Origin of the sequence: Petrocella atlantisensis (assembly GCF_900538275.1) — a bacterium.
In the GTDB taxonomy this organism is placed as follows: domain Bacteria; phylum Bacillota; class Clostridia; order Lachnospirales; family Vallitaleaceae; genus Petrocella; species Petrocella atlantisensis.
This window is the reverse complement of the sequence record NZ_LR130778.1, coordinates 399061-420454: the sequence shown is the minus strand read 5'-3', so window position 1 is coordinate 420454 and position 21394 is coordinate 399061. Positions and strand designations below refer to the sequence as shown.

General features: G+C 40.0%; 12 protein-coding genes. 10 read left to right on the top strand and 2 right to left on the bottom strand.

All coding sequences use genetic code 11. The features are described from left to right. Window positions 1–175: 175 nt before the first annotated feature. From ispG to nifJ, 3 genes are all read left to right on the top strand, one after another. Window positions 176–1243, top strand: coding sequence for a flavodoxin-dependent (E)-4-hydroxy-3-methylbut-2-enyl-diphosphate synthase (gene ispG, locus PATL70BA_RS02050; RefSeq protein ID WP_125135815.1), 1068 nt, complete (start codon window positions 176–178; stop codon window positions 1241–1243). Continuing rightward, entirely contained in the window at window positions 1240–5628 is a 4389-nt protein-coding gene (locus tag PATL70BA_RS02045) for a PolC-type DNA polymerase III (RefSeq protein ID WP_125135814.1), read from the top strand. The genes ispG and PATL70BA_RS02045 overlap by 4 nt, the downstream gene beginning before the upstream one ends. A gap of 445 nt (window positions 5629–6073) precedes the next feature. After that, window positions 6074–9607: a pyruvate:ferredoxin (flavodoxin) oxidoreductase gene (gene nifJ / locus PATL70BA_RS02040; RefSeq protein ID WP_125135813.1), complete on the top strand. Its 3534-nt coding sequence runs from the start codon at window positions 6074–6076 to the stop codon at window positions 9605–9607. A gap of 591 nt (window positions 9608–10198) precedes the next feature. Here the strand turns inward: nifJ and PATL70BA_RS02035 are convergent. After that, window positions 10199–11491, bottom strand: coding sequence for an IS30 family transposase (locus PATL70BA_RS02035; RefSeq protein ID WP_125135812.1), 1293 nt, complete (start codon window positions 11489–11491; stop codon window positions 10199–10201). Window positions 11492–11749: 258 nt separating this feature from the next. On the opposite strand from PATL70BA_RS02035, the gene PATL70BA_RS02030 reads away from it, so the two are divergent. The 4 genes from PATL70BA_RS02030 (at window position 11750) to PATL70BA_RS02015 (ending at window position 14331) form a co-directional block, all read left to right on the top strand. Continuing rightward, window positions 11750–12232: a CPBP family intramembrane glutamic endopeptidase gene (locus PATL70BA_RS02030; RefSeq protein WP_125135811.1), complete on the top strand. Its 483-nt coding sequence runs from the start codon at window positions 11750–11752 to the stop codon at window positions 12230–12232. 440 nt (window positions 12233–12672) lie between these two features. Beyond that, window positions 12673–12831 (top strand): rubredoxin, encoded by a 159-nt coding sequence (gene rd / locus PATL70BA_RS02025; protein ID WP_125135810.1) that lies wholly within the window; start codon window positions 12673–12675, stop codon window positions 12829–12831. 155 nt (window positions 12832–12986) lie between these two features. Continuing rightward, entirely contained in the window at window positions 12987–13904 is a 918-nt protein-coding gene (cysK, locus tag PATL70BA_RS02020) for a cysteine synthase A (protein WP_125135809.1), read from the top strand. Window position 13905: 1 nt separating this feature from the next. After that, window positions 13906–14331: an RrF2 family transcriptional regulator gene (locus tag PATL70BA_RS02015; protein WP_125135808.1), complete on the top strand. Its 426-nt coding sequence runs from the start codon at window positions 13906–13908 to the stop codon at window positions 14329–14331. A 483-nt stretch (window positions 14332–14814) separates the two neighbouring features. Here the strand turns inward: PATL70BA_RS02015 and PATL70BA_RS02010 are convergent, their stop codons facing one another. Beyond that, on the bottom strand, window positions 14815–16563 hold the full coding sequence (locus PATL70BA_RS02010) for an Rqc2 family fibronectin-binding protein (RefSeq protein WP_125135807.1): 1749 nt from the start codon (window positions 16561–16563) through the stop codon (window positions 14815–14817). A 155-nt stretch (window positions 16564–16718) separates the two neighbouring features. On the opposite strand from PATL70BA_RS02010, the gene dapG reads away from it, so the two are divergent. The 3 genes from dapG to PATL70BA_RS01995 are packed head-to-tail and all read left to right on the top strand — an operon-like array spanning window position 16719 to window position 21376. Then, complete coding sequence (gene dapG, locus PATL70BA_RS02005; protein ID WP_125135806.1) at window positions 16719–17930, top strand: aspartate kinase; 1212 nt, start codon at window positions 16719–16721, stop codon at window positions 17928–17930. A 22-nt stretch (window positions 17931–17952) separates the two neighbouring features. Next, window positions 17953–18834, top strand: coding sequence for an undecaprenyl-diphosphate phosphatase (locus PATL70BA_RS02000; RefSeq protein ID WP_125135805.1), 882 nt, complete (start codon window positions 17953–17955; stop codon window positions 18832–18834). After that, the gene (locus PATL70BA_RS01995) at window positions 18827–21376 is read left to right on the top strand and encodes an FtsK/SpoIIIE family DNA translocase (RefSeq protein WP_125135804.1); all 2550 of its coding nucleotides are present in this window, start codon (window positions 18827–18829) and stop codon (window positions 21374–21376) included. The genes PATL70BA_RS02000 and PATL70BA_RS01995 overlap by 8 nt, the downstream gene beginning before the upstream one ends. The last annotated feature ends 18 nt before the right edge of the window (window positions 21377–21394 follow it).

Here is a 21394-nt window from a genome sequence, read left to right as displayed (position 1 = left end):
ATTAAATTTAAAAATAGTATTTGATAACAGATGTTAGGGTGTGTAATGCACCCTAACATTTTTTATGCGAATTCACCATTGATTAATACCTTCTCTACCTTTACAATAAAGAATGTACAATATAACAAGAAAAGATCAAATAGAAGTCATAAAGACATAACATATAGGAGTGCTTATGAATAGAATACAAACCAGAACCATCCAAATAGGTGATGTTATAATTGGTGGCGGCAATAAGATTGCCATTCAATCCATGACCAATACCAAAACAGAAAACATAGAAGCCACCGTTAATCAGATCCTTGAACTGGAGCAAGCCGGATGCGACATCATTCGTGTAGCTGTCCCTACCATGGAAGCTGCTCTAGCGATCAAGACAATAAAGCAACAGATACATATACCCTTGGTCGCTGACATTCATTTTGATTATAGACTGGCATTGGCATCTATCGATAACGGTGCTGACAAGATAAGAATCAACCCAGGTAATATTGGTTCCATCGAACGACTAGGAAAAGTAGTAGATGCCTGCAAAGCAAAAAATGTACCCATACGTGTGGGCGTTAATAGTGGTTCCTTGGAGAAAGAGATTCTAGCCAAATATGGGCATCCTACAGCGGAAGCTTTAGTAGAGAGCGCCCTCAATCAGTGTAGAGCCATTGAAGACTTAGGCTATGATCAACTGGTTGTATCCATCAAATCCTCTGACGTGATTAAGTCCATAGAAGCCTATAGACTTATTACAAGAGAAATTGATTACCCCCTCCATCTTGGCATTACAGAATCCGGGACGGCATGGGCAGGCACCATTAAGTCGGCTGTTGGACTAGGCGCCATGTTGGCAGAAGGCTTTGGCGATACCATACGCGTGTCCTTAACAGATAAGCCCATAGAAGAAATCAAAGTAGGAAAACAAATACTTAAGGCACTTGGATATGAGAATCAGGGCATCGAGATTATATCCTGTCCGACGTGTGGTCGAACAGACATTGATCTAATTGCTATTGCCAATGAAGTGGAGAAAAGATGTGCAGATTTGGACCTCAATATTAAAGTCGCAGTGATGGGCTGTATCGTTAATGGACCGGGTGAAGCCAGAGAAGCAGATATCGGTCTAGCCGGGGGCAAAGGTGTTGGCATAATCTTTAAAAAAGGTGTCATCATCAAAAAAGTAAAAGAAGAAGAATTGGTAGAAGCCTTGATGACAGAAATAATGACCACGAATAAGGTGATAAATCCGTGAGTAAAAAATTAGATGAAGTATTTCGAGGTATCCCATTAACCGGTCAGTTGAACCGGGTTTTTGATGATGCCATTGTAGAGAATGTATATTTCAATAAAGAACAGAACAAACTCTATATACAGATGTTGCTAAAGCAGGTCATTCATCCTCAGATTATCCAGTTATTAAGAGATAAAATCATGGAATTCTTAGATGAAGAGGGCCTATTTGTGCGTATTGAGGAACGTTACGCAGGCAACCATGGCTTAGACATAAAAGAGCTGTATACTTATTATCAACCCAGTCTCATGTACCTTATTAAAGAGGAAAGCCCATTTGTAGCAGCCAAGTTAGGTCTATTAGAACCACAGTGGGAAGCCGAACAACTGACCTACGCTTTGGAAGAATTTGATTATGATTATATGAAACAATATACCATCGATGAATTCATTCAATTGACCTTTAAGATGAAATTCGATGTAGATCTCAAAGTTGCTTTTATAAAAAAAGAAAAACACCATAGCGTTTTTGAAGAGTTTGTAGAGAACCGAAAAAGAGAAGAGAAGAAACTCATCAAAGACATGATGATATCCGGTAACAACGCATCTCAATCAGCTGTAAAAGAAGTCAAAGCACCTGAAATGCCAAAAGGAAAAGGCAAGCCCCTACCCGAGAACCTAGTCATCGGGCGTAAAGGCATCAGTGGCATCATCACCAAGATCAAAGACTTAAACGGTGACTATGATAGCATTATTATAGAAGGTTATGTCTTAAGTCAGGAGATCCGAATCACAAAAACAGGTAAAGTCTTGCTGATTATGGACATTACGGACTTTACGGATTCCATCACCTGTAAGGCCTTTTTGAAAAAAGAAGAATTTGACAATCGCATTGCCGCAATGCTGTCTAAGAATATGTTTGTACGACTAGAAGGCCGTGTCGCCTTTGATACATTTTCTAACGAACTGGGTATTATGATTAGCACCATGGAAAAAATTGAAGACTTCAGGCTTAAGAAGATGGACAATTCAGAAACGAAAAGGGTCGAGTTACATGTGCATACGCAGATGAGTGATATGGACGGGATGACCAGTGCCAAAGCCCTTATAAAAAGAGCCAAAGAATGGGGCCACAAAGCTATGGCCATTACGGACCATGGCGTAGTTCAAGCGTTTCCCGAAGCTTTTCATGCCATTGATGCATCCGATGACTTTAAGATTCTTTATGGTGTTGAAGCTTATTTGGTGGACGATCTAAAAGACATCATAAGACACCCGAGAGGGCAGAATCTAAACAGTGAATATGTGGTCTTTGATATTGAGACAACGGGCTTTTATGCCGGCAAGGACAAGATTACTGAGATTGGTGCCGTTAAGATCAAAGAAGGCAAGATTGTAGAACGTTATGGCACCTTTATCAATCCACAGCGGAGCATACCCATAAAAGTACAACAACTCACCGGCATCGATATAACCATGGTCAAAGATGCCCCAACCATCCAGGAGGAACTGAAGAACTTTCTGGCATTTTGTGGAGACAGTATTTTGGTGGCGCATAACGCCGATTTTGACTTAGGTTTCATCGAGTGTTTTGCTAAAGAACTAGGCATTGAAGTAAAAAACACGACCCTTGATACTTTAGAGCTGGCCCGGATATTTTTACCGGATTTGCACAACCATAAGCTTCAAACCATAGCAAAACACTATAATGTACCCCTTATTAACGCCCACCGTGCTGTGGACGATGCAGAGGCAACCGCTCATATACTGCTTAAGATGTTTGAACATATGAATCAGATCAACATCCATACCATTGAAGGCATCTTAACCTATGCCAATCAATCTAGCAGAGATGTAAAAAGACTTCGAGCGGCCCATGCCATCATACTGGTTAAGAACCTTGTGGGTTTAAGGAACCTTTATGAATTGATATCAAAATCCCATCTGGATTATTTTTTCAGACAACCTAAGATACCCAAAAGTGTTTTTAACGAATTAAGAGAAGGACTAATAATCGGTACGGCCTGCGAAGCCGGAGAACTTTACAAAGCGGTACTAGAAGATAAGCCCAAAGAAGAAATAGATCGACTATGTGATTTTTACGATTATTTTGAGATTCAACCCTTAGCCAATAATGAATTTCTAATCCGAAACGAAGCCGTCGATGATTGGGATGCCCTAAGAGAGATTAATAAAAAGATTGTCAACCTTGGAGAAGAACATCAGAAAATGGTGGTCGCAACCTGTGATGTCCATTTTATCGATCCTGAAGATGAGGTCTACAGGCGTATTCTAATGGCGGGTAAAGGCTTTGGAGATGCAAATCAGCAAGCGCCTCTTTATTTTAGAACAACAGAAGAGATGCTAGAAGAGTTTGCCTATCTAGGTCGTGACAAAGCCTATGAAGTGGTAGTAACCAATACCAATAAAATCATGGAAAGTATTGAAAAGATAGATCCAGTACCACCGGACAAGTACCCGCCGGTTATAGAAGGTTCTGATGAGACGTTGACCAACATATGTCACGAAAAGGCCATGTCCATTTATGGAAAAGAATTACCACCCCAAGTTAAAGAAAGACTAGACAGAGAGCTCAACTCCATCATTACCAATGGGTTTGCGGTGATGTATATCATCGCCCAAAAACTGGTATGGAAATCAATGGAAGACGGCTACCTCGTTGGTTCAAGAGGTTCGGTAGGATCCTCTTTTGCAGCCACCATGGCTGGCATTACAGAGGTTAATCCACTACCGGCTCATTATATATGCCCAAATTGCCATTATACCGATTTTGAGTCTGATGTCATCAAGGCGCATTCCGGAAACTCTGGTTGTGACTTGCCGGATGCCCATTGTCCCAATTGTGACACTCTGCTCATCAAAGAAGGTCACGATATACCTTTTGAGACTTTTTTAGGTTTCTATGGTGATAAAGAACCGGATATTGACTTGAATTTTTCCGGTGAATATCAAGCCATAGCCCATCAATATACAGAGGAACTTTTCGGTGTCGGTCATGTATTTAGGGCAGGCACCATAGGAACACTGGCTGAAAAAACTGCTTTTGGTTTTGTGAAGAAATACTTTGATGAGCATCATCAAAGTGCCAGAACCGCAGAAATCAATCGACTGGTACAAGGTTGTACAGGTGTTAGAAGAACCACAGGACAACATCCGGGTGGTATTATTGTTGTGCCAAAAGATCAGTCCATATATAAATTCACGCCGGTTCAGCACCCGGCCAACGATCAAAGCACTTCCATCATCACGACCCACTTTGATTATCATTCCATTGACCATAATTTATTGAAGCTGGATATACTTGGACATGATGATCCAACCATGATTCGTATGATGGAGGATTTGACAGGGATTGATGCAACGACGATACCCCTTGATGAACCAAAAGTCATGTCCCTATTTTTAGGATTGGACGCTCTAGGCATAACAGCGGACCAGATCGGCGGAACCAATCTAGGGTGTCTTGGGGTACCTGAGTTTGGAACAGAATTCGTGATCCAGATGCTACAAGATACGAAGCCAAAAAGCTTTTCGGATTTGTGCAGAATATCCGGTCTTTCCCATGGTGAGAATGTATGGCTTAACAATGCCCAAGAATTAATCAGAGACAAAAAAGCCAACATCAAAGAAATCATATCCACACGTGACGACATCATGACCTATCTTATTCATATGGGTGTTGATAAGGGCCTCTCCTTCAAAATTATGGAAAGTGTTAGAAAGGGAAAAGGCTTGGTACCTGAAATGGAAACCGCTATGAAAGAGGCAAATGTACCTGAATGGTACATCTGGTCCTGTAAACAAATCCGCTACATGTTTCCGAAGGCGCATGCCGTGGCTTATGTTATGATGGCTTACCGTATTGCTTATTACAAGGTCTATCATAAGGAAGCTTATTATGCGACGTATTTTAGCATCAGAGCGACAGATTTTGATTATGGTACCATGTGCCATGGTAAGCATCATCTAGAACAACATATGCAACTTCTAAAAGCCAAAGAATCACGGGCGAAAAGCCGAGAGCTGGACCCGGATGAAGGTGGTATACAGAAGTTCACCAAAAAAGAAAAAGATACGATTAAGGACATGAAAATCGTTCAGGAAATGTATGCCAGAGGCATAGAGTTTCTACCATTAGATCTATACACAGTGGATGCTAAGAAGTTTCAGATCATTGATGGGAAGATTATGCCGGCCCTCAGTGCCCTACAAGGTCTAGGAGAGAAGGCAGCAGAAAACATCGTCCTAGAGCGGGAGAAAGGTCCCTTTATATCCATAGAAGACCTAAGGGTTCGAACCAAGATCAGTAAGACCGTCATTGAGATTATGAAAGACAATGGTATCTTAGATGGTATGCAAGAATCCAATCAACTAAGTCTGTTTTAAGTCTTATTTATAGAGTTATTTTGTATAAAATAAAAACATTAAAATTATTCGATTGTGCAAGATTAAGGATGTTTTTTTAATTAAGAATGTGTTATAATGTCAAAGTACATTGTATACAATGTATGTTACAAATATAACTAACTCACAGTACCATTAGCAGCATAAAAGCGTATTAATTGTACTAATAAAATACATGACTAATTCATTAGTGTATGGTGTTTTTATGTATGATATAATATAAAATAGCGTAAACCATATTGTTTATACTTATCATTAAGAACTTCTGGCATAAAAATTATTGTTATTTGCTTCAACAAATAATATTAATTTGTCTTGTTTTGTGGTTTTTAATGGCTGGTGTAAACATTATGGTAAGGCTAACAAGGTTAAAGTGTCACTTTAACCAACCGTCAATCTTTAAAAAATATATGGAGGTAATCAAAACATGGCTAACAAAGTATTTAAGTCAATGGATGGAAACATGGCTGCAGCATATGTTGCATATGCATTTACAGATGTAGCAGCGATCTATCCAATTACCCCATCGTCAAACATGGCAGAATATACTGACGAATGGGCAGCAAGTGGAAAGAAAAACATTTTTGGTCAAAGCGTTTCTGTAACAGAGTTACAATCAGAAGGTGGCGCATCCGGTGCCGTACACGGTTCACTTCAAGCAGGTGCTTTAACAACGACCTATACAGCGTCACAAGGTTTATTGCTTATGATTCCGAATATGTACAAAATGGCAGGTGAACTTTTACCGGCTGTATTCCATGTAAGTGCTCGTGCTATAGCTGCTCACGCACTTTCAATCTATGGAGACCATTCAGATATTATGGCAGCTAGACAAACAGGTTTTGCGATGTTAGCATCAGGATCTGTTCAAGAAGTTATGGACTTAGGCGGTATCGCTCACTTGGCAGCGATTAAGTCAAGAGTACCATTTGTACATTTCTTTGACGGTTTTAGAACATCTCACGAAGTACAAAAAATAGAAACAATCGATTACAGCGTATTCAGTGACTTAGTTGACATGGACGCAGTTGATGCTTTCAGAAATAGAGCTCTTAATCCTGAGCACCCGGTTACAAGAGGTACAGCACAGAATCCAGACATATTCTTCCAAGCAAAAGAAGCTTCTAATAGTTTCTACACAGCGGTTCCAGACGTAGTGAACGATTACATGGCTGAGATTTCTAAGATTGTTGGTAGAGAATACAAGCCTTTCAATTATTATGGTGCACCGGACGCAGAGAACATTGTTATTGCAATGGGATCTGTAACAGAAGCACTTGAAGAACTCGTTGATTATTTAAACGCTGGTGGCAAAAAAGTTGGTGTGTTAAAGATTCATTTATACAGACCATTCTCAGCAAAATACTTCTTTGACGTATTCCCTACAAGCGTTAAGAAGATTGCCGTACTTGACAGATCTAAAGAGCCTGGATCACTAGGTGAAGCATTGTATGAAGAAATCAGAACATTATTCTACGACGCTGAGAACAGACCTGTTATCGTTGGTGGTCGTTATGGACTTGGATCAAAAGACGTAACACCTACTGTATTAAAAGCAGTATATGACAACCTTGAATTAGATCAACCCAAAAACGGATTCACCATCGGTATCGTTGATGATGTAACTGGATTATCCTTACCAATCGGTGAAGATATTGTTACAGAAAACGAATCTGCAATTCGTTGTAAGTTCTGGGGACTTGGTTCAGACGGTACAGTTGGTGCTAACAAGTCAGCCATCAAGATCATTGGTGACAAAACGGATATGTATGCTCAAGGTTACTTCTCTTATGACTCCAAAAAATCAGGTGGTATTACAGTTTCTCACTTAAGATTCGGTAAAGAGAAGATTCGTTCAACTTACTTAATCAATGAAGCGGATTATATCGCTTGTCATAACCAATCCTATGTGGACAAATACGATCTATTAAAAGGCCTTAAAAAAGGTGGCAGATTCGTACTTAACACACATTGGACAACAGAAGAGTTAGATACACATTTACCAGCATCTTTAAAAAGAGATATCGCAAACAAAAATGCTGAATTCTATACAGTAAACGCAACTGATCTTGCAGAAGAAATCGGTCTAGGTAACAGAATCAACATGATCATGCAAGCCGCTTTCTTCAAATTGGCAGATGTACTTCCAATCGAAAAAGCTGTTGAATACCTTAAAGAAGCCGTTGTCAAATCATATGGTTCAAAAGGTGAGAAGATCGTTAGCATGAACAATGCTGCAATCGACCAAGGTATTAATGCTCTTGTTAAGATTGATGTACCAGCTGCATGGGCAACTGCAACAGACGTAGCTGAAGAAGAAACAGTTGTTCCGGACTTCATCAAAAACGTAGCCTTTGTTATGAACGCTCAAAACGGTGATTCATTGCCAGTTAGTGCTTTTGAAGGCAGAGAAGACGGTACCTTCCCAATGGGTATCTCAGCATATGAAAAACGTGGAATCGCAGTGAACGTGCCAGAGTGGCAAGTAGACAACTGTATCCAATGTAATCAATGTTCCTTCGTATGTCCTCATGCTGTTATTCGTCCATTCTTATTAGATGAGAACGAAGTAGCAAATGCACCTGAAGGTTTTACAACTAAGAAAGCTGTTGGAAAACAATTCGAAGGTCTTGAGTACAAGATCCAAGTTAGCCCACTTGACTGTACAGGTTGCGGTAACTGTGCCGACATCTGTCCATCCAAAGAGAAATCATTAATCATGAAGCCTCTAGAAGGTCAAATGGCAGAAGTAGCGAACTGGGATTACGCACATAATGAAGTGACTTACAAGTCAGACCTTATGGATGTTAATACATTAAAAGGTAGCCAATTTGCACAACCATTGTTTGAATTCTCAGGCGCTTGTGCAGGATGTGGTGAAACACCATACCTAAAAGTAATCACACAACTTTATGGTGATAGAATGATGATTGCTAATGCTACCGGATGTTCTTCAATCTGGGGTGGTTCAGCACCTGCAACCGTATTTACTCAAAATGCAGAAGGCAACGGACCTGCATGGGCGAACTCCTTATTTGAGGACAATGCTGAGTATGGTTATGGTATGACCATGGGTATCAAGCAAATCAGAAACTCATTAGAAATGAACTTAAACACATTAATCGGATCAGATGTACCTGCAGAAGCTAAAGCAGCATTCCAAGCATGGATTGAAGCTAAAGAAGATGCAAAAGCGTCAAAAGAGACTGCAAAAGCAGTTAAAGAAGCACTTGCAACCATCACTTCCGAAGATGCTGCAACTAAGAAAATCGTTGCAGATGTAGTATCCAAAAAAGACTACTTAGCGAAAAAATCCATGTGGATCGTTGGTGGTGACGGATGGGCTTATGACATCGGTTACGGTGGACTTGACCATGTACTTGCAGCCGGTGAAAATGTAAACGTACTTGTATTTGATACAGAAGTTTACTCAAACACAGGTGGACAAGCGTCCAAATCAACACCAACTGCAGCGGTTGCAAAATTCGCAGCAAGTGGTAAAGAAGTTAAGAAAAAAGACCTAGGTATGATTGCAGCAACTTACGGTTACGTATATGTTGCACAAGTAGCTATGGGATCCAATAAGAACCAATTCATGAAGGCCTTAACAGAAGCGGAAGCTTATGATGGACCATCACTCATCATTGCATACTCACCTTGTATCGCTCATGGTATCAAAAACGGCATGGGTAAAACACAACTTAGAGAGCAAGAAGCAGTGGATGCAGGTTACTGGCACTTATGGAGATATAACCCTGAGCTTGTAAAAGAAGGAAAGAACCCATTCACATTGGATTCAAAAGAGCCTTCAACAGACTTCCAAGATTTCTTACTTGGAGAAGTGCGTTATACATCCTTACAGAAAACTTTCCCAGATCAAGCAAAGAGATTGTTTGTTAAAGCTGAGAAAGACGCTAAAGAAAGATATGATTCATATCTTAGAATGGCAAGAAACGACTAATCAACCAGGGGGACGGTTCTTCCGGCTCACTAGGTAGCACCAAAAGTAAATAATAAAGTAGAAGAGGGTACAGACATATATATGTTTGTACCCTCTTTTTAGGTCCTGATTTTCTACTAGCAACTTCAGGAGGCTAAACATATAAGAACCAGAGCTTTTCGCTCTGCATTTACAATAATTCCCATTTGTGTAAATAGTTACAATAATAAATTAAAAAATACAAAATATATCAAAAATAACTTTACTTTCATTTTGATTACGGCTATACTATGAAAAGTGGCTGAATTGGAATCCGAGATTCCAGTTTGTAAAATTAACTTCCGGTTCAGCATTTTCCTTGCAAGACTAAATTCTTGTAAACTAAGTTGTTACTAAAATACTGGAAGTAAGTATTGCAAATAGTTCTATAACTGGAATTTACTATACCAAACAGATTGTTTTATAGTCCAAAAGCTGTTATGCTTTTTTTGAGGTTAATACCACTGAAAAAAGAGTGCACGCTAACCGGAGGTCGAATTTAGCTTCCTTTTTCGCAAGATTAAATTCCACCCCCACACGGTTTGATATCGATTCCGAATGGCGTTTACTATTTTACTTTTTTAGCAACAGAGGTGTTAGATTAATCTCATTAGCGGGAATGAGCTTGATATTAAGCTTATGAAGTATTTCCTCGCTATATAGGAAGCTGAACATCTGGTGTGCGGACTGGTTGTTCAGCTTTTTTCTGTTATATGAATTGATATGACTCATCATCAGGGAAATGTCATCCTGACTCAGTGCATCAAAAGATGTTCCTTTTGGTAATACACGTCGTATCATTTCATGCGTTACCTCACACCCACCTTTTTGATCAGAACGTTGAGGATCACAATAGAAGATACGGGTTCTACGCTCGTTATTCTTGTTAAACTCTAGCGACAGAGGATTTGTAAATTCGCTTCCCCTGTCTGTGAGGGTGGACTGGAATAGATCAGTAAACGCATCATGACCTAAAAGTTCATACATCCAATCAAATATTTCTGACACTGTTCTGGCCGTATTCGTATCTCTGATAAATGCTAGCATAAGACTGCAGTTTCTAAAGTAGATTGTAAGAAGTACCTTTCCGCCTTTGCGACCTTCAACAGAATCCATTTCTACGATAGGGATATCAGGATTTACAGCAATGTAAGACTCGAGCGCTTCATAGGTTCGACCTACATGACATTGCTTATCTACTTTTATAGGTTTCTTGCGTGAGCGGGTACGGTATCGCACTTTCCTGGGAAGATCGATGTTGTCAACGGATAAAAGACCAGCATCAATGTAATTATAGATAGTCTTTTCATCCAACATGATATTGTCGGAATTATTGACACAGATCATGTGTATCGATTGTCCTTGCTTAACCAATGGCGAGATGATTCCATCGATACGTTTTAGTTCCGCCGGGGTAATTGCTATTCCCTGGCGACTCTCAGAACGAATGGACTCGTATTCTTTTTGTGCATTCTTAGCATCATAAAGATGACGCTCCAGCTTACAGCGCATGCGAATATCACAGCCGTTACAAACATAAGGTGGTTTATTCAATTTCTGACAAGTGAGTTCAATGAAATCAGGGCAATGTTCATAACAGTTTCGATATGTACACTTCTTACAGGAACTATGATATGGGTGTTTACACGGTTTACATGCCTTTCCCATATATAAACAGTCGGTGCGATTGGCACAGGGATTAAAACTTCCTATACGCACTGTTTGAATATGGTTTTTAACTTCTTTTGAGATGGTAGATGGATCTTTATTAAGCTCTCTTCCAATCTCAGCAAATGAGTCTCCTTCTCTGAGGGATACTTCAATATGGGCTCTTTCATCAAGAGTCAGATGTGCGTTTTTCGCCATGGTAATTTCTCCTTGGATTTTACGCCATCCGGACTCTGTTGCTAAGCCATTAGTATATCATGCCGGAGTATTTGCAACAGTAAATTCTGGTAGTAACTTTGCAACAGTAAATTCTAGTTTTTGGCTGAATGAACTGGAATTTAATTTTTCAATTCAGCACTATGAAAAGTGGCTGAAAAGTGGCTGAAAAGTGAGTAAAATCATTTAAGTTTAAGACCAATCGTATGTAGCATTCCCCATAATAAGGAGATCTAAGAAATGAAATATATCTATAAATTGGATAAGTATTTAAAAAGTCTTTCCACAGCTAAATTTATACTAATAATGGTATTCATTTCTTATTTAGTAGTTATTCCGGTTGTTTTAATGGGATTTCTTATGAATATACATGTGGGTGGGCCAGAGTTTGAAGATATTCCTTTAGCTTTAATGATATTAATTGTAGTTGTAATAGCACCTATTTGGGAGACGTTAGTATATCAATTATTGATAATTAGACAACTGAAAAAACTCATTTTCTTTAAGCGTAGAAGTTCTTTAACCATACTTATTTCAGCCTTAGTTTTTGGTGCAGTACATATATATAGTATCTATTATATGTTCTATGCATTTATTATTGGCCTCCTATTTGCGTATACTTTTGTTATATATGAAGACAAGAAGGCATCTGCATTTTGGGTAACAATGGCTATTCATGGATTAAAAAATGGTATAGCAATGCTTATTACGGATATAGAGTAACTATATCAGCTTATTAACTAGCTAATGAGAAAGGATGGAAAGTGTTGTGAATAAAGCAGTTATTAATGGTCTATTAATACTAATTTTTATTATTACTGCTGAAGTGGTGATGTATGATACTGTTTCCATGAAAAGCATTATATTAGCATTTATGTTAGGTGTAGTAGGTTTTCTAATTAACATTTTTAGCATGAAAAAGTATTAGAATTAAGACTTCTCTGGACTAAACCAGGGACGGTTCTTCCTGCTCACTTATTAGCAACAAAAGTAAATAATAAATTAGAAGAGGGTACAGACATATGTATTTTTGTACCCTCTTATTAGGTCTTGATTTTCTCTACAAGCTATTATAGGACATGAACTTATTATAGACTGGAATTATAATTTCTGTAGTGTTATAATGAAGGGGTAAAAAATATAGACAAATGGAGGTAATTAAGATGTCAAATTATGTATGTTTAGTATGTGGTTATGTTTACAATCCAGCTGATGGGGATCCTGACAACGGAGTAGCACCTGGAACATCATTTGCAGACGTACCTGAGGATTGGGTATGCCCACTTTGTGGCGTTGGCAAAGATCAATTCGAAGAAGAATAGAGAACAGAATCATAAAAGCTTAAAAGCGTAAAACCGAAATGGTTTTGCGCTTTTTCTTTGGCCTTTTATCCTTGCAATGACGAAGTGGTGGTGTTATAATAAAACAAATAAACGAATTAACCGAACTAATAATACGCTTAAAAGGAGAATATAATATGAGTAAAATCTATAATAACTTAGTTGAATTGGTAGGTAACACCCCAATAGTACGATTGAACAAATTAGGACCATCAGGAAGAAACATTTTATTAAAACTAGAGTCTTTCAACCCAGGCGGTAGTGTTAAGGATAGAATTGCAAAAAATATGGTTGAAGAAGCAGAAGCATCCGGTGCTCTTAAGCCAGGTGATGTAATTATAGAACCAACCAGTGGTAATACCGGTGTTGGACTTGCTTTTATTTCAGCAGTCAAAGGGTACAAGCTTATACTCACCATGCCGGATACCATGAGTATGGAAAGAAGAAAGCTACTCATCGCTTATGGTGCTGAGTTAGTGTTAACACCTGGTGCCCAAGGTATGAAAGGTGCTATAGGCAAAGTAGAAGAGCTAAAAGCAACATACCCGAATCATTTTATTCCACAACAGTTCAATAACCCTGACAATCCGGATGCACATAGAAAGACAACAGCCCTTGAGATCCTAGAGCAAACAGATGGAGACGTTGATATATTTGTCTCAGGTGTAGGAACCGGTGGTACCATTACAGGAGTTGGTGAAGTCTTAAAAGAAAAAATTAAAGGCGTAAAAATCATAGCCGTAGAACCATCTGCATCACCGGTTTTATCCGGTGGACAACCCGGACCACACAAGTTACAAGGAATTGGTGCAGGTTTCATTCCTGAGGTACTTAACACCGGCGTCATTGATGAAGTATATCAGGTAGACAATGAAGATGCTTTTGAATTCATGAGAGCATTGGCAAAAGAAGAAGGTATCTTAGTTGGCATATCCTCAGCAGCGGTGGTCAAAGCCACTATTGAGATTGCAAAACGTCCTGAGAACGAAGGCAAGACCATATTAACCTTGCTTCCGGATACAGGTGAGCGATACCTATCAATGGATATATACTAAGATGATTCATATATCCAATAAAGCCAGATGTGGGATACGCATCATGATTTATATTGCCCTTGACGCAGGCACTAAGACCACAGTACAAGACATCTATACCAAAGAAGACATGTCAAAAAGATATCTGGAACAGATATTTGCAGACCTGAAAAAGAACAACCTAGTATCCAGTATAAAAGGTAAACATGGCGGTTACAACATAACAAGACCCTATAACGAAATCACCGCCTATGACATCATCGTAGCACTTGAAGGTGAAGAACTTACCGGTGACATAGACTCAAAAAACAAAGACCTGAATCAATTGTTAGACAACAAACTATGGCAACCTCTACAATCACAGATCCAAGACCTCTTATCAGCCATAACCTTAGAAGCACTCGTAAATGACTATGTAGGATCCCAAACCAATATGTTTTATATATAGTGAAACTTCTATTAACGGAATCTATAAATTGTAGTGTACTGAAGTATAGCTAGAATACATTGATCTACTCAACATAAAAGCAATATAAAATAGGGTTTTCTTTTAGAAAAATCTAAAGACAGCCTTATTTTTGTGCAACAATTTTCAATTCATACGAATCCGAATGAGGAAAGAAAAGACAGGGATTAATCACAGTTCTACATGGAAGTAGAACGTCCTTCATTTTTGCATGGATGCAAAAAAAGAAGGATGATTGAGACCTGTCTTATCTAGACGAAATGACGACGTATTACCGAGAAGAAGTTATATAAAGCTTTTTTGCTGACCGTACGAAGTGTAAGGCAAGGAAAAGGTTTATATGACTTCTTCGATTACTACCACAATCTAAAATTATAACCACAATCTAAAAAAATACCACTACCTAAACTTATTCCAACACTTTACAATCATAATACATACACTTTCATACAAAAGGCAAATATATCAATCCTTCACCAAAGTAACACCTTTAAGACTCGGCGCCACCATAAGAGAATAATTCGTATGATAGATTACATATCCCGGTGCAGAACCATTAGGCTTCTTCAAGTTCTTCTTCAAAGTATAATCCACAGACACCTTGGGTGACTCACGATCCTTAGAGTAATAAGCAGCAAGACCGGCCGCTTCCTCATAGACCACATCTGGTAACTCCTGACCGTCTGCCTTGACAATTACATGAGAACCTGGAATATCTTTAGCGTGGAACCACCAGTCACCCCCATTGGATAACTTAGTCGCTAAGAGATCGTTCTGATAATTGTTTTTACCCACATAGATATCATGACCAAGAGAAGAACGGTAATGCATGGGCTCTGCTTTTTGTAGAGCCTTCTTTGATTTGGAACGTCGGAACTTCAGATAACCGGTTTCCATAAGCTCCTGCCGCACCTCAAGAAGATCTTCCTCCTTAAGTGCATTGGCCAGAGCGTATTTAACACTCTCCAGATGTTCGATTTCTCCTTGAGTCGTTTTAATGTGCTCACTCAGTGCCGCCAGCGTCCTCTTCTTCTTATTATACTTGTCGTACTGCTTGGTTGCATTTTGACTGGGTGTTAGACGAGGATCTAGGGTAATCGTTTTGGGTTGATTATCATGATAATAATCAAGAACAGTAACTTCTGTGTCACCTTCTTGTATTTGATAAAGATTGGCATGAATCAACTCGCCCACAATCTTGAACTTGTCTCGATCTTCAGTGTCCTTCAGTTGCTGCAACTGTAAGTTAAGCTTCTTATAACAACGTTCCAGATTGGTTTGGACCAATTTCCTAAGATCCACAGATTTTTGTGAGATTCTAGACTGGATGGCGTTGTTCATGTAGAAGTTCTCCACCAGTGCCGAGATACTCTCATAAGGTACCAAAGTCTCATTTTGATAGAAGCTAATGGGAAAAGCACCAAAAGCAATCTGTTTGTCCGAAGCGTCCACAACCACAGTCGGGGCATAGTCACCTTTTTCAATAGCTTCAATCAGGACTTTATAGACCTCATAGACAGATTGAATCTGCGTGGCACTTAGATCATCCACAACGGTAGAACCGTGAATATCGGCTCTGAAGCAGATTTCTTCAGCCATCTGAGGACTGAAACCGGTGATGTTCTTGTATAATGCCTGTTGGAGAGCTTCTTGTCCACGAATGATCTGTAAAAAAGTATCAAAATCTCGGATCGTTAAGGGGTTCGCTTTACCTTGGTTTGGTGGTAAGACATAAGGTCTATTGGGGAAAACTTCTCGAACAGAACTGACCTGAGCCCCAATCCTTTTTATGCTGTCTAAGATCATATCATTTTCATCGGTTAAGATGATGTTACTGTGTCGTCCCATAACCTCAATAATCAGTTTCCTATAACATGTTTCGCCCATTTCATCCAGATTCTGAATCTCAATCACCACAATTCTTTCGAAGTTGGGTTGGCTAATTGAGAGAATAAGACCACCAATAAGATGCTTCCTAAGAAGCATGCAATAGTTAAGTGCCGTAATAGGATTGGTCTTGTTGGTTTCAGTTAGATGTAGACGGGGCATACTGGCCATAGAAGAAAGCAAGAGTTTGTAATTGGTTCTATGATTCCTTACAGTGAGAATAATCTCATCCTTCTCAGGCTGGGTCACCTTGCCGATGCGCCCTCCTACGATTGTATCATTTAGTTCTTTTACTATATTAGAAATGACAATGCCATCAAAAGCCATATAATCAACCTACCTTTCTTAAACAGTATACATAAACCGCCATGAATGTGCAACAGATTCAGCCCCTCTCATTGTTATTTACAGCTCAATATGATATATTAATGAGGGTCATGGAAGATGGCCAAATGAACCCTATTGGTCTAGGAGGAAATCAAATGAGTCTAGTCATACAAAAATTTGGAGGCACATCCTTAGCAACCCATGAGAGTCGTGAAAGAGTGGTCCTTAGAATAGAAGAAGCAACGAAAAAATACGATCAAGTGGTGGTGGTGGTATCCGCTATGGGAAGGCTCGGTGCACCTTATGCAACCGACACCTTACTGAGTCTACTTGAAACCGACGGACGCCATGTGGACGATCGGGAAATGGATATGTTGATTGCTTGCGGTGAGATTATAACCACCGTCGTTTTATCCAACGCTCTAGGGAACAAAGGCATGAAAGCCCAAGCGTTAACAGGCGGACAATCAGGCATTCGAACATCCAGTCATTTCCTTGAGGCCCACGTTGATCATGTGGACACAACAAGAATCAAGAGCATCTTAGCACAAGGGAATATACCGGTTGTAGCCGGATTTCAAGGTATGGATGCACAAGGAGACACCACAACCCTCGGCCGAGGTGGTTCAGACACATCAGCAGCTTTAATGGGTGAAGCACTCAGTGCAGATGTGATTGAGATATTCACCGATGTGGACGGTATCATGACGGCAGACCCTATTGTATGTAAGACCGCTAAGTTAATAAACCACATCAGTTATAATGAGTTGTTTCAGATGGCAGACGGTGGTGCTAAGGTCATACATCCAAGAGCAGTAGAAGTGGCCAGACGCTCCGGCATACCCTTGATGATCAAAAACACTTTTAGTGACGCCGTCGGCACAACCATCAGCCATTTTAATTACATAGAAAAGCCCATCACAGTCAATGAGAGAATCATCACTTCCATAGCCCATAGATCCGGAAGAATACAGTTTCTGGTAGAAGGCGATATTGATGATGAGATTTTCTTTAATGATCTGGCAGCACAAAATGTGTCCATCGATATCATCAACATATTTCTCGGACGCAGGGTGTTTACAACAGAAAGTACCAACAAAGACAAAACCATTAAATTAATAGAAGCTTATGATGTAAGCTTTTCATATATCGATAATTGTTGTAAAATTACAGTAGTAGGGGAAAAGATGACAGGCGTACCCGGTGTCATGGCAAAAATCATCAGCAGTTTGTCCAAAGTCAAGGTACAGATTCTTCAGACGGCAGACTCATTATCCACCATTGCCTGCCTCATTCATGACAAAGATCTTGAGATGGCGGTTTTTGCTCTACACGAGACATTCGGCTTACACGACACTATAGAATAAAGAGGCTTTTTAGGAGAGAGACATGACATTATTTGAAGCGATACTCATGGGTATCATACAAGGATTGACAGAGTTCTTACCTGTCAGCAGTTCTGGCCATTTGGCCATTGGAAGTGCATTATTTAACTTGAAGACAGAGGGCAGTGTGTTGTTTGAGGTTGTCTTACATCTTGGGACCTTAGTGGCAATCTTCATTGCTTTTTGGTCAGAGATTTGGATTCTTATTAAAAGTGGTTTACGGATCATAAAGAACCTGTGGGATTATACCCATTTCCATTTCACGAAACAAGGAGGTAAGGGTGAAGCAGCGCCAAAGATTATTGAAGATGAGCACCAGAGGTTTGTCATGCTCATCATTGTAGCAACCATCCCCACCGTTATTGTAGCACTGATACTTGAAAAACTCATACTCCATGCATTTACATCACTCATATTTCCGGCGGTCGGCTTATTAATCACGGGTACTTTGTTGCTCTTAACAACCAAGATGCGATCTGGCGCTCTAACCGAGACAGATGTGAGTTTTAAAAAAGCTATGTTTGTAGGCTTGATTCAAGGATTTGCTACCTTCCCAGGGATATCCAGATCCGGTTCAACGATTGTTGCTGGGTTGTTTACGGGTATGAGCAAGGATTTTATCGTCAAATTCAGCTTCATTATGTCCATACCTGCCATTCTTGGTGCAATGCTGTTACAAGTATTACGATACGAAAGTACAGAGCCCATCAGTGAGATTATCATCAATTATGGGGCAGGTATGTTGGCTGCAGCTTTGGTTGGTTATATATGTATTAAGGTGTTACTTGACATCGTAAGAAAAGGTAAGATTCATTATTTCGCATATTACTGTTATACTATAGGTATACTGTTGCTGTTCATCACCCTAGGGGGATACAATGGATAACACAAAGACGACAAGAAAAAAAACGAGGCCAAAAACGACATCAAGGCGTAGTACAAAAGACAAAGGTCTAAGTGCAAATCTCAAATACGAGGTGGTTGTGCTTTCTTTTGTTGCCTTAGCATGCTTGCTCATCATCAGCATCTATTTTAATCTAGGTGGTAGTATGGGTACGGGCCTTCGTTATATGATGTTTGGGACCTTTGGTATCGGTGCATATTTGCTGCCACTATATATCCTTGCAGCTTCTTTCATTAAGATTTTCAACAAAGGCAACCAGAGGTTGAATAACAAACTGGCACTGATTTTTATTGCCATATTGGTGGTATCCACCTTAAACCATCTCTATTATATAGAAGATGCACAGATTAACAAGTTCAACCCCTCCGGCAGTTCGTTTTTTGCAGCTACGGCTATGTATTTTAGAACATCGGCCTCCGGTCATATGGCAGGCGGATTAGTTGGTGGCGTTTTAGGCGATTTGATGGAGATCCTTGTCGGCCGAATAGGCAGTATGATAGTGCTGGTTATCGTGAGTCTGGCACTTATCATCATGATCACAGAGCAATCCATGGCTGGCGTCTGGAAGTTCATTGCCAAGATGGGTAAAGGATTGGGCATTGGTGTTTTTAAGGTCTCCAAAAAAGGCATAGAAAAAACAGGCCAACAGATTAAGATCCACTCAGAGAACTACCAAAAAGACAGAGAACAGAAAAAGGAACAACAAGAGCTTTTGAAAAAAGCCAAGCAAAAAGATATGTTGACCGCAGCCACTTTAATGGGTGACGGTAAAGTTACGGCAGAAGGAGATGATATTCTTATCGGTGAAGAAGCCCTTAAGAAAAAAGTCTACCAAGGCAACAAAAAAGATCCATTTGAGCAGATCATCCAACAAGAAGAAAAAGAATTGGCCAGAGAACGTATGATGGCAGATCAGACAGGAACACAACCGATTAAAGAGGTACAACCGATAAAAGAGAAACCCGTACCTGTAGAAGCCATTCAGACAGAAATAGAGAACGTCTCGGCGCGACCGATCTATAAGCTACCACCTATAGAACTCATGAAAATCAATCTGAATCAGGGCAAGCATTATTCCGAAGAAGCCAATAATAAAAAAGCGGAAAAACTGGTCCAGACTTTAGAAAGCTTTGGTGTGGGTACCAAGCTATTAAACGTCACCGTAGGTCCGACGGTTACAAGATACGAGTTACAACCGGATCAAGGTGTAAAAGTCAGCAAGATTGTAAACTTACAAGATGACATAGCTCTGAACCTAGCAGCAAGCGGTATTCGAATTGAAGCGCCGATTCCCGGCAAATCCGCCGTGGGTATTGAAGTGCCCAATGATATTACCCAAGCCGTCACCTTAAGAGAAGTGATTGATACCACTGAGTTTAGGAAATTCCCCTCCAAAATCTGTTTTGCACTGGGAAAAGACATCAGTGGACAAGTTATGATTGCAGACATAGCCAGAATGCCTCACTTACTGATAGCAGGTGCAACAGGGTCGGGTAAATCCGTATGTGTCAATACCCTCATTACAAGTATTCTCTATAGAGCCAATCCGGATGAAGTCAAGATGTTGATGATCGACCCCAAAGTGGTGGAACTAAGTGCCTACAACGGTATTCCTCATCTCTTAATCCCTGTAGTCACAGATCCCAAAAAAGCAGCAGGTGCTCTGAACTGGGCGGTTCAAGAAATGGCCGATCGTTATAAACTTTTTGCAGCAGCCAATGTGAGAGATCTAGGTGGCTATAATAAAGCCGTGGTAGAGAACAACGAAGGTAAGAAGTTACCTCAGATTGTCATCATCGTAGATGAGCTTGCCGACCTTATGATGGTAGCGCCTAACGATGTGGAAGACGCCATTTGTCGATTAGCACAGATGGCCAGAGCAGCCGGATTGCATCTGATTATAGCAACACAAAGACCTTCCGTAGACGTTATAACCGGTCTCATCAAAGCCAACATACCCAGTCGAATCGCTTTCAATGTTTCCTCAGGGATTGACTCCAGAACCATTATAGATAGCAACGGTGCAGAGAAGCTACTTGGAAAAGGAGATATGCTCTATTACCCGGTAGGCCTTCAAAAGCCGGTACGTGTACAGGGTGCATTTATTTCTGAAAAAGAAGTGGAGAATGTGGTAACATTCTTAAAAGACCAAGCCAAAGTTGTGTATAATGAAAAAATCATGAATCAACTGGCCAAGACCAATGAACAAACAAACAGTGCTGCAGACGGCGACGACTATGATGCTTACTTTAATGAGGCACTTGAACTGGTCATCGATAAACAAAAAGCCTCTGCTTCAATGATTCAGAGAAGATTCAGAGTTGGCTACAACAGGGCAGCCCGTATCGTAGACCAACTCCATGAAGCCGGATTCGTCGGGGATGAAGAAGGCTCTAAACCAAGAACGGTCCTCATGACAAAGGAAGCCTATGCAAGAATGAAAGATGAAAGTGAACAAGGCACCACAGATCAACAAGAAGAACCTACGACAGAAGCACCTCTAAGTGCCGAAGAACAAGTCTAGGTACCCTTGAGACAGTGG

Coding starts and splice junctions, on each gene's coding strand:
- dapG (WP_125135806.1), top strand. CDS start 16,719: ATGAGTCTAGTCATACAAAAATTTGGAGGCACATCCTTAGCAACCCAT.
- PATL70BA_RS02010 (WP_125135807.1), bottom strand. CDS start 16,563: ATGGCTTTTGATGGCATTGTCATTTCTAATATAGTAAAAGAACTAAAT.
- PATL70BA_RS01995 (WP_125135804.1), top strand. CDS start 18,827: ATGGATAACACAAAGACGACAAGAAAAAAAACGAGGCCAAAAACGACA.
- ispG (WP_125135815.1), top strand. CDS start 176: ATGAATAGAATACAAACCAGAACCATCCAAATAGGTGATGTTATAATT.
- PATL70BA_RS02030 (WP_125135811.1), top strand. CDS start 11,750: ATGAAATATATCTATAAATTGGATAAGTATTTAAAAAGTCTTTCCACA.
- nifJ (WP_125135813.1), top strand. CDS start 6,074: ATGGCTAACAAAGTATTTAAGTCAATGGATGGAAACATGGCTGCAGCA.
- PATL70BA_RS02035 (WP_125135812.1), bottom strand. CDS start 11,491: ATGGCGAAAAACGCACATCTGACTCTTGATGAAAGAGCCCATATTGAA.
- PATL70BA_RS02000 (WP_125135805.1), top strand. CDS start 17,953: ATGACATTATTTGAAGCGATACTCATGGGTATCATACAAGGATTGACA.
- cysK (WP_125135809.1), top strand. CDS start 12,987: ATGAGTAAAATCTATAATAACTTAGTTGAATTGGTAGGTAACACCCCA.
- rd (WP_125135810.1), top strand. CDS start 12,673: ATGTCAAATTATGTATGTTTAGTATGTGGTTATGTTTACAATCCAGCT.
- PATL70BA_RS02015 (WP_125135808.1), top strand. CDS start 13,906: ATGATTCATATATCCAATAAAGCCAGATGTGGGATACGCATCATGATT.